This window comes from Mycolicibacterium moriokaense (genome assembly GCF_010726085.1).
GTDB classification, from domain to species: domain Bacteria; phylum Actinomycetota; class Actinomycetes; order Mycobacteriales; family Mycobacteriaceae; genus Mycobacterium; species Mycobacterium moriokaense.
Map to the genome: position 1 here is coordinate 778,842 of NZ_AP022560.1, position 13,047 is coordinate 791,888.

The 13,047-nt window shown below is 66.7% G+C and carries 11 protein-coding genes; 9 read left to right on the forward strand and 2 right to left on the reverse strand.

The features are described from left to right. The first annotated feature begins 2 nt into the window (after positions 1-2). The 3 genes from G6N43_RS03740 to G6N43_RS03750 are packed head-to-tail and all read left to right on the forward strand — an operon-like array spanning position 3 to position 2,364. Complete coding sequence (locus tag G6N43_RS03740; RefSeq protein WP_083157759.1) at positions 3-776, forward strand: lysophospholipid acyltransferase family protein; 774 nt, start codon at positions 3-5, stop codon at positions 774-776. Positions 777-781: 5 nt separating this feature from the next. Then, positions 782-1,543, forward strand: a complete 762-nt coding sequence (locus G6N43_RS03745; RefSeq protein WP_083157758.1) for a lysophospholipid acyltransferase family protein — start codon at positions 782-784, stop codon at positions 1,541-1,543. Continuing rightward, the gene (locus G6N43_RS03750) at positions 1,540-2,364 is read left to right on the forward strand and encodes a Cof-type HAD-IIB family hydrolase (RefSeq protein WP_083157757.1); all 825 of its coding nucleotides are present in this window, start codon (positions 1,540-1,542) and stop codon (positions 2,362-2,364) included. Before G6N43_RS03745 ends, G6N43_RS03750 begins: the two co-directional genes overlap by 4 nt. On the opposite strand, the gene G6N43_RS03755 is transcribed toward G6N43_RS03750, so the two are convergent. Beyond that, complete coding sequence (locus G6N43_RS03755; protein WP_083157756.1) at positions 2,361-3,950, reverse strand: N-acetylmuramoyl-L-alanine amidase; 1,590 nt, start codon at positions 3,948-3,950, stop codon at positions 2,361-2,363. The genes G6N43_RS03750 and G6N43_RS03755 overlap by 4 nt on opposite strands. Positions 3,951-4,140: 190 nt before the next feature. Then, entirely contained in the window at positions 4,141-5,043 is a 903-nt protein-coding gene (locus G6N43_RS03760; RefSeq protein WP_083157755.1) for a hypothetical protein, read from the reverse strand. A gap of 159 nt (positions 5,044-5,202) precedes the next feature. Here G6N43_RS03760 and glf point away from each other — a divergent pair, with 159 nt between their 5' ends. From glf to G6N43_RS03790, 6 genes are all read left to right on the forward strand, one after another. Then, positions 5,203-6,417, forward strand: a complete 1,215-nt coding sequence (glf, locus tag G6N43_RS03765) for a UDP-galactopyranose mutase (protein WP_179967964.1) — start codon at positions 5,203-5,205, stop codon at positions 6,415-6,417. Then, positions 6,414-8,351 carry a glycosyltransferase gene (locus tag G6N43_RS03770; RefSeq protein ID WP_163657978.1) on the forward strand — a complete coding sequence of 646 codons (1,938 nt, stop codon included), beginning with the start codon at positions 6,414-6,416 and terminating at the stop codon, positions 8,349-8,351. The genes glf and G6N43_RS03770 overlap by 4 nt, the downstream gene beginning before the upstream one ends. Further along, complete coding sequence (locus tag G6N43_RS03775; RefSeq protein ID WP_083157878.1) at positions 8,344-8,868, forward strand: phosphatase PAP2 family protein; 525 nt, start codon at positions 8,344-8,346, stop codon at positions 8,866-8,868. The genes G6N43_RS03770 and G6N43_RS03775 overlap by 8 nt, the downstream gene beginning before the upstream one ends. Beyond that, positions 8,865-9,827, forward strand: coding sequence for a decaprenyl-phosphate phosphoribosyltransferase (locus G6N43_RS03780; protein ID WP_083157877.1), 963 nt, complete (start codon positions 8,865-8,867; stop codon positions 9,825-9,827). The genes G6N43_RS03775 and G6N43_RS03780 overlap by 4 nt, the downstream gene beginning before the upstream one ends. Then, positions 9,805-11,907, forward strand: coding sequence for a terminal beta-(1->2)-arabinofuranosyltransferase (gene zomB, locus G6N43_RS03785; RefSeq protein WP_407664879.1), 2,103 nt, complete (start codon positions 9,805-9,807; stop codon positions 11,905-11,907). Before G6N43_RS03780 ends, zomB begins: the two co-directional genes overlap by 23 nt. A gap of 78 nt (positions 11,908-11,985) precedes the next feature. Continuing rightward, positions 11,986-13,005 carry an alpha/beta hydrolase gene (locus tag G6N43_RS03790; protein ID WP_083157515.1) on the forward strand — a complete coding sequence of 340 codons (1,020 nt, stop codon included), beginning with the start codon at positions 11,986-11,988 and terminating at the stop codon, positions 13,003-13,005. The last annotated feature ends 42 nt before the right edge of the window (positions 13,006-13,047 follow it).

Here is a 13,047-nt window from a genome sequence, read left to right on the forward strand (position 1 = left end):
ATGTGGAGCCGGTATACGGAACAGTCATCCAACTCGCCAGGCTGCTGTGGCGTCTGCAGGGGCTGACGTTCACCGTCACCGGTGTCGAGAACCTGCCGGTCGAAGGTGGGGCCGTCATCGCCATCAACCACACCGGATACCTCGACTTCACCTTCGCGGGTCTACCCGCCTACCAACAGGGCAGGCATCGCAAGGTGCGGTTCATGGCGAAGAAAGAGGTCTTCGACCACAAGATCACGGGTCCGATCATGCGCAGCCTCCGCCACATCGAGGTCGATCGCGACAGCGGTGCCGCGTCGTTCGACGAGGCCTGCCGCAAACTCAAGGAGGGCGAGCTAGTCGGCGTCTACCCGGAGGCCACGATCAGCCGCAGCTTCGAGATCAAGGAGTTCAAATCCGGCGCCGCGCGGATGGCGATCGCCGCCGACGTGCCGATCGTCCCGCACATCATCTGGGGCGCCCAGCGGATCTGGACCAAGGGTCACCCCAAGAACCTGCGCCGTCCCAAGGTGCCGATCGCGGTGGCCGTCGGTGAGCCGATCTATCCGACGCTGCCGCCCACCGAGCTGACCGCCCTGCTGCATTCGCGTATGCAGCACCTGCTCGAACGTGTGCAGGACGAGTACGGTCCCCATCCGCCCGGCGAGTTCTGGGTGCCGCACCGGCTCGGCGGTTCGGCGCCGACGCTGGCCGAGGCGAACCGGATGGACGCCGAAGAGGCTGCCGAGAAAGCGGCTCGCCGCGAGGAGCGGGGGTCCGCGGGAGCGTCGGGGTAGTCCGTATGGAGCCGGTTTTCCGCACATTGGAGATCGCAGTCAGCACGGCGACCAAGGTCATCGGTAGCAAGATCACCTATCTCGGCCTGGAAAACATTCCCAAGCAAGGCGGCGCCGTCGTCGCGATCAATCACACCAGCTACGTGGACTGGTTCCCGTCGGCGCTCGCTGCGTATCAGGTCCGGCGCCGGCTGCGCTTCATGATCAAGTCCGAGATGCAGCAGGTGAAGATCGTCAACTTCCTGATCAAGCATTCCGGGACGATTCCGGTCGACCGCGAGGCCGGGGCCGCTGCCTACGCCGCCGCGGTCGAGGCGTTGCGGGCGGGGGAGCTCGTCGCCGTGTACCCCGAGGCCACGATCAGCCGCAGTTTCGAGCTCAAGGAGTTCAAGACCGGCGCCGCCCGGATGGCGCGCGATGCGCAGGTGCCCATCATCCCGATGATCGTGTGGGGCGCGCAGCGGATGTGGACCAAGGACCACCCACGGAACCTGGGGCGCAAGAAGATTCCGATCACGGTCGCGATCGGCCCTCCGGTATACGCCGCGGCGACGATCGATGAGACCAGCGCCGCGATGCGAGAAGAGATGAACAAGTTGCTGCACATGGTGCAGGAGACCTATCCGCACCCCGCGGGGGCGTACTGGGTGCCGCACCGGCTCGGTGGGTCGGCGCCGACGATGGAAGAGGCCAGGCGGCTCGAGGAGATCGAGCTCGCCGAACGGGCGCGCAAACGGGCCGAGCGACAGACGAAAAGCCGCCGGTGACAAAACCTTTACTCATTGCCTCCGATGTTGACGGTACGCTGCTGACCGACGACGAGAAGATCACCGACCGCACCCGAGCGGTCTTGACGGCGGCGGTCGACTCTGGGACCCGGTTCGTGCTGGCGACCGGCCGTCCACCGCGCTGGGTCGCGCCGGTCGTCGACGCGCTGGGCTTCGCGCCAATGGCGGTGTGCGCCAACGGTGCGGTGATCTACGACCCATCGACCGACCGCATCGTGTCGGCCCGGACCCTGTCGGAGGACCTGCTCGCGGAGCTCGCCGAGATCGCCACCCGCGTCATCCCTGGGGCAGGCCTGGCCGTTGAACGGGTGGGGGAGAGTGCGCACGACGCCGCCACCCCGCAGTTCGTCAGCTCGCCCGGCTACGAGCACGCATGGCTCAACCCGGACAACACCGAGGTGTCGATGGAGGACCTGCTGAGCGCGCCCGCGATCAAGCTGCTGATCCGCAAGGCGGGTGCGCAGAGCGCCGACATGGCGGCCGAGCTCGCCAAACACATTGGCCACCAGGGCGATATCACGTATTCGACCAACAACGGCCTCATCGAGGTCATGCCGCTGGGCATCAGCAAGGCCAGTGGAGTCGCCGAGGTGGCGGAGCCATTGGGCATCACGGCGCAGGACGTGGTCACCTTCGGCGATATGCCCAACGATGTGCCGATGCTGGCGTGGGCGGGAACCGGCGTCGCGATGGGCAACGCGCATCCGGATGCGCTGGCCGCAGCCGATGAGGTCACCGGAACCAATGCGGAGGACGGTGTGGCGCGAGTGCTCGAGCGCTGGTGGGGCGTGACTGACTAGGCCGGGCTGATCGGCGGCGTGAACCGCTCCAACTGCACCGGGGTGTGGTCGGACACCGATCGGGGAAGCTCGGTGGCGACGCCGTCGATAACCCGTGTGACAGTGCCATTTTCGCGGTCGAAGTTCAGGGTGCCGTGCTGGAAGTTCTGCACGATCCACAGCGGTTCCTGGATCTCGGCACTGGTCGGCAGGCCCAGCGCGCCGCGCTCGAAGCCCAGCGACCCCCACGCCTTGTAGATCTCGCCGGTGACCGGTTCGGCTCCGCTGGTGGGTGACCAGTAGATGGCGCCGTTCTCGAAGTTCGCGTACCGGGTCTGGCCTTCACCGGCGGCCTCGGGTGACTTCGGGGCGCCGAGGAAGCTGTTCGGGCCGCCCAACGACTGCCAGCGGGCATAGATCGCTCCGCCGCGCAGCGTCTCGGCCAGATCGGCCGGACCCGGCGGGTTATTGAATCGTGCTGCGATGCTGCGGATCTCATTCATCAACGCATACGCCGCATTGCCCGGACATTCCGTGATGCCCACATCGCGGTGCGTGAAGATGGTGGGCAGTGCCGGGGTGGCGCCGAACGGGAACTTGGAGAACGAGCTGCCATCTGACGCCAGCACCACCGTCCCCAGCGGGTCGATGTGGTCCAGGCCGAGACGCCATCCGAGCAACCTGCCCGTGTTGGTCAACTGGACCGGCGTCGGTGGCACCTGGTCGAAGTTGCCCAGCATCGCCACACCCCAGGTGTCGCGGTTGAAGCCACCGGTGTGTGCGCCCTCAACGGGCTTGTCGATGCCGCCCGCGCGGCCCTCGAAGACCTGGCCATACTTGTCGACCAATGCGTTGTAGGCGATGTCGCACCAGCCGAGAGTGCGGGTGTGGTACTCGTAGATCGACCGGATGATCCCGGCCGAATCCTCGGGTGCGTAGTCGTTGCTGCCCGCCGTGTGGTGCACGATCCCGGCGCGGATTCCCTTGTCGTATTGCGGGTTCGGACACCGCATGGACTCATCGGCGCCCCACCCGGCGCGGTTGATTATCTGCGGCGGTACGCCGGGTGCGGTGACAGCCGACGGCAGCGGTATCGCGTCCACGGGCGCCTGCGGCGGGCTGATCAAGACGGCGTTGACGTTCTGACTGAACGGCTGCTCGACGTTGGCGGGCACATATCCCAGCGGCGGGCGATCGTCGGCAGGCGGTGGCGTCGGCGTCTGCTCAACCGGACGGGTGACCGCGATCTGCACCGTGTTCGTGCGGCCGACGAACACCGGCTCGGTGCCCTGCACAGCGCCTACAGCCGGGGTGTCGGGGCCAACCCCGACCATGGGCTCCGCCTCGTACCACGGACCCCACGTGCCGTCGGCCCGCTTTGCGCGCACCCGGGCCGAGGTGCCCGTCAGGTCCTCCGCGGTCAGTGCGACCAACGAGAACGGCGTGTCCTGATGGATCTCGCGTATCGTCTCGCCGCCGCCGAGTCCGGTGAGCGGCTGCTGCACAAGCTGTGGCGCAGCCGGCGGCGGATCATCGTCTACTCCGGGAATGCCAAAGATCGCCATCGGCAGTACGACGGCCGTCGCCGCGATGGCGGTGAACAGCATCGACGGCAAGGGACGGCGACACGACACAGGCTGATGTTACGTATGGGTCAGGTGTTACTAATGTTTCGACACGGCCCAGTTGGTGGTCGATATTGATCTGAAACCTGCAACGGCACCGCAGAGCCAGGGTGAGGGGCTTCTGCGGTGCCGTTCGGTAACAGGACTATGCGGTTAACGGGCCACGCGGAGACTATGCGCCGGCGCCGGTCGACGCCGCCGCCGCTGCGGCCGGAGCCGCCGCCGCTGCCGCCTCGGCCGGGGCTGCCGCCGCTTCGGCCGCCGGGGCAGCCGCAGCCGCCGCGGGCTTCACCGCCGACATGATCGCGGGCATCACCATGCCCTTGAGCAGGTCGATGGCCTGGCCGGCACCCAGCTGGTTGGCCATGCTCGACAGATCGCCGATGATGCCACCGCTACCGGTGCTGGTCGGCATGGTCGCCAGCGACGGGTCACCCATGATCGGGTAGGTACCCGTCGCCGGGTCCAGTCCGATCGGCGCCGAGATCGGGATCTCGCCGGGGTTGGGCAGCGCACTGGAGGAGATCGGCGTCAGCCCGGGGGTGGCCAGGGGGTCCAGGCCCGGTGTGGTCAGGCCCGGAGTGGTCAGACCCGGTGTGGTCAGGCCCGGAGTGGTCAGACCCGTCGCATCGGCGGTCGGGCTGGTCAGCGCCGGATTGGGCAGCGTCGGATTGGTCAGCGCCGGGTTGGCCAGCGCCGGATCGGTCAGCGCGGGCGTGGTCAATCCAGGCGTCGTGAGGGACGGCGAGGTCAGCCCCGGAGTCGTGAGGGCCGGCGACGTCAACCCGGGGGACGTCAGCGTCGTGGGCGTGCTGGAGCCGGTACCCGTCAGCACACCGGTGGGCATCGGGGGCAGGTTGATGCCGAACTGCGAGAGGCCCTGCGAGAGCGCGGACAGCAGTTCGTTCGGCAGGTCGGTGATCTCGGCGGCCTGCACGAACTCCCGCTTCTGCGGCTGCGGCTCGATGCTCGCGGACAGCTCGGATACGGCGACTACTGCGGCTGGACTCGCGACTGCCAGGGCGGCGACTGCGCTCAGGGCTGTCGAAAGCCTGCGTCGACGTCGGTTCGGCACGGAAGTCTCCTCAATACATGGATTACGTCTGGTAGATCTCGTACGTGTTCGACGGTACTGGTGTTACTGGTGTGACTAAAGTGACGATGCGGAATCGTGAGCCAATCTTGACCTGAGCACTTTGTCGGATTCGGGGCGGACCCTCGGTGTCGGATACCCTTGCTGCCGATGACAGCTCGTTTCGATCTTTTTGTCGTCGGTTCCGGTTTCTTCGGTCTGACGGTCGCCGAGCGTGTGGCATCTCAGCTGGACAAGCGTGTTCTCGTGGTCGAGCGGCGCCCGCACATCGGCGGCAACGCGTACTCGGAGCCCGAACCGCAGACCGGCATCGAGGTCCACAAGTACGGCGCACACCTCTTCCACACCTCCAACAAGCGGGTGTGGGACTACGTGCGCCAGTTCACCGACTTCACGGACTACCAGCACCGCGTCTTCGCCATGCACAACGGGCAGGCCTACCAGTTCCCGATGGGCCTGGGCCTGGTGTCGCAGTTCTTCGGCAAGTACTTCACGCCCGACCAGGCCCGCCAGCTGATCGCCGAGCAGGCCGCCGAGATCAAGAGCGAGGACGCCCAGAACCTCGAAGAGAAGGCCATCTCGCTGATCGGCCGTCCACTGTATGAGGCCTTCGTCAAGGGCTACACCGCCAAGCAGTGGCAGACCGACCCCAAGGACCTGCCTGCGTCGAACATCACCCGGCTGCCGGTCCGGTACACGTTCAACAACCGCTACTTCAACGACACCTATGAGGGCCTGCCGGTCGACGGCTACACCAAGTGGCTGGAGAACATGGCGGCCGATGACCGCATCGAGGTGCGGTTGGACACCGACTGGTTCGAGGTCCGCGACGAGCTCCGCGCCGCGAACCCCGACGCGCCGGTCGTCTACACCGGACCGCTGGATCGGTACTTCGATTACGTCGAGGGCCGGTTGGGTTGGCGCACACTCGACTTCGAACTCGAGGTGCTCGACACCGGCGACTTCCAGGGCACCTCCGTCATGAACTACAACGACCTCGACGTGCCCTTCACCCGCATCCACGAGTTCCGGCACTTCCATCCCGAACGGGACTATCCGGACGACAAGACGGTGATCATGCGGGAGTACTCCCGCTTCGCCGACAACGACGACGAGCCCTACTACCCGATCAACACCGAGACTGACCGGGCGCTGCTTGCCGCGTACCGGGAGCGTGCGAAGGCCGAGACGGCCTCGGCCAAGGTGTTGTTCGGCGGACGACTGGGCACTTATCAGTACCTGGATATGCACATGGCCATCGCCAGCGCATTGAATATGTACGAGAACATCCTCGCGCCGCATCTGCGTGACGGCGCGCCCCTGGTCACCAACGGCACAGAAAGCGGCAGCGCATGAGTGACATCCCGTCCGGCGCGCTCGACGCCGGAGACAGCAGGGCGGTCAGCCTCCTGGCGCGCGTCATTCTGCCGCGCCCGGGCGAACCGCTCGACGTTCGCAAGCTCTACATCGAGGAATCGGTCACCAACGCCCGTCGCGCCCACGCGCCGACGCGCACCACGCTGGAGATCGGCGCGGAGTCGGAGGTGTCGTTCGCGACGTACTTCAACGCCTTCCCGGCCAGCTACTGGCGCCGCTGGTCGACGCTGGAGTCGGTGGTGCTGCGCGTCGAGCTCAGTGGCACCGCGCGGGTCGACGTGTACCGGTCCAAGGCGACCGGCGCCCGGATCACCGTCGGTGGTGACGAGGTGTCGAGCGGACCCGACGCCGACGCCCGCGCCACGGTGGAGTTCGACGTCGACCTTTCGCCGTTCGAAGACGGCGGCTGGATCTGGTTCGACATCACCACCAACACCAGGGTGACGGTGCACAGCGCGGGCTGGTACGCGTCGAAGCCAGCACCGGGTCGCGCCAACGTCGCGGTTGGGATCCCCACGTTCAACCGTCCCGCGGACTGCGTCAACGCGCTCGCCGCACTGACCTCGGATCCGTTGGTGGACGAGGTGATCACCGCGGTGATCGTCTCCGACCAGGGCACCAAGAAGGTCAAGGACCATCCGGGATTCGCCGCGGCCGCCGCCGCGCTCGGCAACCGGCTGTCGGTGCACAACCAGCCGAACCTCGGCGGCTCCGGCGGCTACAGCCGGGTGATGTACGAGGCGCTCAAGAACACGGACTGCGAACAGATCCTGTTCATGGACGACGACATCCGCGTCGAGCCCGACTCGATTCTGCGCGCGCTCGCACTGAACCGGTTCGCGAAGACACCGACACTCGTCGGCGGCCAGATGCTCAACCTGCAGGAGCCCAGCCACCTGCACGTGATGGGCGAGATGGTCGACTCCGAGAACTTCATGTGGACCAACGCCGTGAACACCGAGTACGACCACAACTTCGCCAAGTACCCGCTCAACAACGAGGACGAGTACCGCAGCAGGCTGCTGCACCGCCGCATCGACGTCGACTACAACGGCTGGTGGATGTGCATGATCCCGCGCCAGGTCGCCGAGGAGCTCGGCCAGCCGCTGCCGCTGTTCATCAAGTGGGACGACGCCGACTACGGACTGCGAGCCGGTGAGCACGGCTATCCGACCGTCACGCTGCCCGGCGCCGCGATCTGGCACATGGCCTGGAGCGACAAGGACGACGCCATCGACTGGCAGGCGTACTTCCACCTGCGCAACCGCTTGGTGGTCGCCGCCATCCACTGGGACGGCAAGATCTCCGGACTGCTGGCGAGCCATCTGAAGGCGACCATCAAACACCTGCTGTGCCTTGAGTATTCGACCGTCGCCATCCAGAACAAGGCGATGGACGACTTCCTCGCCGGCCCCGAGCACATCTTCTCGATCCTGGAGTCCGCGCTGCCGGATGTGCGCGCCATGCGCGAGGAGTACCCCGACGCCGTCGTACTGCCCAGCGCGACGGCGCTGCCGACGCCGTCGGACAAGAAGTGGCGCAAGAAGGTGACCATCCCCACCAATCCGCTGTCGATCTCGTGGCGACTGACCCGTGGGGTGCTGCACCAACTCAGGCCGCACGACCCCGAGCATCATCGGCGCCCGCAGATCAACGTCGCAACCCAGGACGCCCGCTGGTTCTCGCTATGCAAGGTCGATGGCGTGACGGTCACCACCGCCGACGGTCGCGGTGTCGTGTACCGGCAGCGTGATCGCGCGAAAGCGGCTGAGCTGCTTCGTGAGTCGCTCAAGCGCCAGGCGCTGCTCGCCCGCAAGTTCAACCGCATGCGCAAGGTGTACCGCGAGGCGGTGCCGGTGCTGACCAGTAAGCAGAAGTGGGAGAGTGTGCTGCTCCCCGAGGCCGATGGCTGAGAACCCTCATGGCGAAGACGCCGTGCTGCTAGCCGTGCAGTCCGCGCTGGCCGATCGCCCGGGTGTGCTGCCGGCTGCGAGGGCGCTGTCGCACTTCGGCGAGCACAGCATCGGCTGGCTGATCGTCGCGGCGCTCGGCGCGCTGCTGTCGCCGGCTCGGCGGCGGGCATGGCTGGCCGCCGGGGCGGGTGCGTTCGCCGCCCATGCGGCCGCGGTGGTGATCAAGCGTGTGGTGCGACGGGAACGCCCGCACCACCCCGCGATCGCCGTGAACGTCGGCACACCCAGCCGGCTGAGCTTCCCATCGGCGCACGCGACCTCGACCACGGCGGCGTCGATTCTGTTGGGCCGGGCCACCGGCCTGCCGCTGCCTGCGCTCCTCGTGCCGCCAATGGCGTTGTCCCGGTTGGTGCTCGGTGTGCACTACCCCAGCGACGTGGTGACCGGCGTGGCGGTCGGCGCGGCCGTCGCCAAGGCGGTCACCATGGTCACAGAGCGGGGCGAAGGAGTCCGATGAGCATCTCGAGCGAGAGCAGTGCAGGGAGCGCACCGCACGTGAGTCACGAACCCGCGCAGGAGAAGGGCCCGCCCCGCAATCTGGTGACCGGGGTGTTCAAGGCGCTCCGCCCGCGGCAGTGGGTGAAGAACGTCCTGGTGTTCGCCGCTCCGGTGGCCGCACTCGGCGACCACCGGTATGTCTACGACTACCGCTCCGTCCTGATCCATGTGCTGCTGGCCTTCGTGGTGTTCAGCCTGGCCGCGTCGTGCGTCTATCTGGTCAACGACGCTCGCGACGTCGAGGCGGACCGCGCCCACCCGACCAAACGGTTCCGTCCCATCGCCGCGGGCGTGGTACCCGAGTGGCTGGCTTACACCCTGGCCGTGCTGCTCGGTGTCGCCTCCCTGGTGATCTCCTGGATCGTCACCCCGAACCTGGCGGTGGTGATCGCGATCTACATCGCGATCCAGCTCGCCTACTGCTTCGGTCTCAAGCATCAGCCCGTCATCGACATCTGCATCGTCTCGTCGGGCTTCCTGATCCGCGCGATCGCCGGTGGTGTGGCGGCGGAAGTGCCGCTGTCGCAATGGTTCCTGCTGATGATGGCGTTCGGGTCGCTGTTCATGGCGGCCGGTAAGCGGTACGCCGAGCTCCAGCTGGCCGAACGCACCGGGGCCAAGATCCGCAAATCGCTGGAGAGCTACACGAGTTCGTATCTGCGCTTCGTCTGGACGTTGTCGGCGACGGCGCTCGTCCTCTGTTACGGCCTGTGGGCGTTCGAACGCGACGACACCGGCGGCACGTCCTGGTTCGTGGTGTCGATGATCCCGTTCGTGATCGCCATTCTGCGGTACGCCGTCGACGTCGACGGCGGTATGGCCGGCGAGCCGGAGGAGATCGCGTTGAAGGACCGGGTGCTGCAGCTGCTGGCCCTGGCGTGGATCGGAACCATCGGTGCCGCCATCTTCCTCAGCTGAGCGGGCGCGACCCCCGATCGCCGGCCGGATCGCCTGGATGGACAATCTCGGCGACCGGTTGTCTCGGCTGCCCGTCTTCCCCTACGACGTCACGGTCCGCGTGAGCCTGTGGGTCAGCGTGGTCGTCGTCGCGGCGCTGTTCGGCTGGGGTGCCTGGCAGCGGCGCTGGATCGCCGACGACGGACTCATCGTGCTGCGCACCGTCCGAAACCTCTTGGCGGGCAACGGCCCGGTGTTCAACGCGGGCGAGCGCGTCGAGGCGAACACGTCGACGGTGTGGACCTACCTGATCTACCTCGGCGCGTGGATCGGCGGGCCGGTGCGGATGGAGTACGTGGCGCTGTTCCTCGCGCTCGTCCTCAGCGTGCTCGGAGTCGTGTTCGCGATGCTCGGTGCCGCGCGACTGTACGCACCGAGCCTGCAGGGGCGCCGGGCGTTGATGCTTCCCGCCGGTGCGCTCGTCTACATCGCGGTGCCACCCGCGCGGGACTTCGCTACGTCGGGACTCGAAAACGGTTTGGTGCTGGCCTATCTCGGCCTGCTGTGGTGGATGATGGTCTGCTGGTCACAGGCGTTGCGTGCGGCGGGGCCCAGCGGACCAGGGGCAGCGATTCTGCGCGGAGCTCCGCCGACCATCCGCAGGCAACCCCTCGGCTCGCCGCCGCCACAGCCTCGCACCGTCAGCCGAACATTCGACGGCGCACTGGCTTTCGTCGCCGGACTGAGTGTTCTGGTGCGGCCCGAGCTGGCGTTGATCGGCGGGCTGGCACTGGTCATGATGCTGATCGCCGCGCGGGACTGGTGGCGGCGCGGGCTGATCGTGGTCGCGGGCGGCCTGCTGCCCGTGGGGTACGAGATCTTCCGAATGGGCTACTACGGCTTGCTGGTTCCCGGCACCGCGCTGGCCAAGGACGCGACCGGTGCCAAGTGGTCACAGGGGTTCGTCTACCTGGCCAACTTCAATGCGCCGTATCTGCTGTGGGCGCCCGCGATCCTGTTGGTCGGACTCGCGGCCGTGGTGATGGTCACCCGCGGCCGCCCGTTGGGGATCCGCCACACGGTGCCGCCTGGTCGCGGACGGTGGGTCCGCATGGTGCAAAGCCCGCAGGCCGTAGTGGTTTTCATGCTTTTGAGCGGTCTGCTGCAAGCGCTGTACTGGATCCGCCAGGGCGGCGACTTCATGCACGGCCGGGTGCTGCTCACACCCATGTTCTGCATGTTGGCGCCCATCGCGGTGATTCCCCTCGTCCTGCCCGACGGGGCCCGAATGGCCCGTGGCGCAGGCTATTTGTTCGTCGGCGCCACCAGCCTGCTGTGGGTGTCGATCGCGGGATGGTCGCTGTGGGTGGCGAATTCGAACGGAATGGGTTACGACGCCACCCGCGTCACGTACAGCGGCATCGTCGACGAGCGACGGTTCTACGCCCAGGCGACGGGCAACCCGCACCCGCTTACCGCCGCCGACTACCTCGACTATCCGCGCATGCGTGCGGTGATGACCGCGATCAACAACACGCCCGACGGCGCCCTCCTGTTGCCGTCGGGCAACTACGACCAGTGGGACGTGGTGCCTGCCATCCCGCCGCCGCCGGATGCGCCCGCTGACAACAACCGCCGAAACGGCCCGCACACAGTGTTTTTCACCAATCTCGGCATGCTGGGGATGAACGTCGGTCTCGACGTCCGCGTGATCGACCAGATCGGGCTTGCCAACCCGCTGGCCGCGCACACCGCGCGGCTGGAGGACGGGCGCATCGGCCACGACAAGAACCTGTTCCCCGACTGGGCGGTCGCCGAGGGCCCGTTCCTCAAGACGCGGCCGTTCATCCCGGCCTATCTAGACGAGGACTGGGTCGCGCAGGCCGAGGCGGCGCTCGAGTGCCCGGCCACCGACGCGATGCTCAACGCCATACGTGGTCCGATGGGTCCGCGCCGGTTCCTGTCGAATCTCCTGCACGCCTATCAATTGACGCAGTACCGGATCGACCGCGTGCCTCTCTATGAGCTGAAACGCTGCGGCCTCGAGGTGCCTCCGTCGAAAGACGAGCCCTACACCGGAATGCCTGCGACGGGGCCCTAACGCCGTAACACGGCAGGCCATGAGGCCGATAGACATTTCGCGGGACCGCCGGTCACACGGCGCCTCACACACGAACGGATGGTAAGAGCTGTGCGAACCTGGCTTCGCCGCGCGATCGCAACGTGCGCGGCGGCCCTGACAATGCCCGCGATCGCTGTTGTGTTGGATGTCACACCTACGGCGAACGCCTTCTCCCGTGAGGGATTACCCGTCGAATATCTCGACGTCTACTCGACCTCGATGGGGCGTAACATCCGCGTGCAGTATCAGCCCGCAACCACACCCGCACCAGAAGACGCACCCGCCCCGGAGGCGATCCGCGGCGCCAAGGCCGTGTATCTCCTCGACGGCATGCGTGCGCGAGACGACTACAACGGCTGGGACATCGAAACCCAGGCCTTTGAATGGTTCTTCGAATCCGGAATCGCCACGGTCATGCCCGTCGGCGGGCAGTCCAGCTTCTACGCCGACTGGTATTCACCGTCGAGCTTCAACAACCAGCCCTATACATATAAGTGGGAAACCTTCCTCACCGATGAGTTGCCGACGTGGCTGGCCGAGAACAAGGGGGTCTCGACGACCGGCAACGGCGCCGTCGGTCTGTCGATGTCAGGAGGTTCCGCACTCATCCTTTCGGCACACCACCCTGACCAGTTCCGCTACGCCGCATCGCTTTCCGGCTTCCTGAATCCGTCGGCGCTGTTCATGCAGCAGGCCATCCGCGTCGCGATGCTCGACGCCGGGGGCTTCAACGTCGACAACATGTGGGGCGCTCCCTGGGACAGCGCATGGAAACGCCACGATCCGATCAAGCAGGTGTCGCGCATCGTCGCCAACGGCACGCGGCTGTGGATCTACTGTGCGCCGGGCGGTACGACACCGCTGGATGTCAACGCCGATCCGAATCAGGCTTTCAACGCCAACAGCCTCGAATCGATGGCTCTGAAGAGCAATTTGGATTTCCAGTCGGCCTACCGAGAGGCCGGGGGCAACAACGCCACTTTTCAGTTTCCGCCCGCGGGTAATCACGCGTGGCCGTACTGGGGTGCGCAGCTGCAGGCCCTCAAACCAGACCTGATCGCAACACTCACGGGCTGAGGAGCGCGACCAGGGACGATACACGCCAAATGGAGCTGCCAC

Bases quoted from the DNA above. Each gene is read 5' to 3' on its own strand.
- G6N43_RS03755 (WP_083157756.1), bottom strand. From the start codon at position 3,950: ATGCTGTTCACCGCCATCGCGGCGACGGCCGTCGTACTGCCGATGGCG.
- G6N43_RS03775 (WP_083157878.1), top strand. From the start codon at position 8,344: ATGGCTGAGAACCCTCATGGCGAAGACGCCGTGCTGCTAGCCGTGCAG.
- G6N43_RS03790 (WP_083157515.1), top strand. From the start codon at position 11,986: ATGGTAAGAGCTGTGCGAACCTGGCTTCGCCGCGCGATCGCAACGTGC.
- G6N43_RS03770 (WP_163657978.1), top strand. From the start codon at position 6,414: ATGAGTGACATCCCGTCCGGCGCGCTCGACGCCGGAGACAGCAGGGCG.
- G6N43_RS03745 (WP_083157758.1), top strand. From the start codon at position 782: ATGGAGCCGGTTTTCCGCACATTGGAGATCGCAGTCAGCACGGCGACC.
- G6N43_RS03780 (WP_083157877.1), top strand. From the start codon at position 8,865: ATGAGCATCTCGAGCGAGAGCAGTGCAGGGAGCGCACCGCACGTGAGT.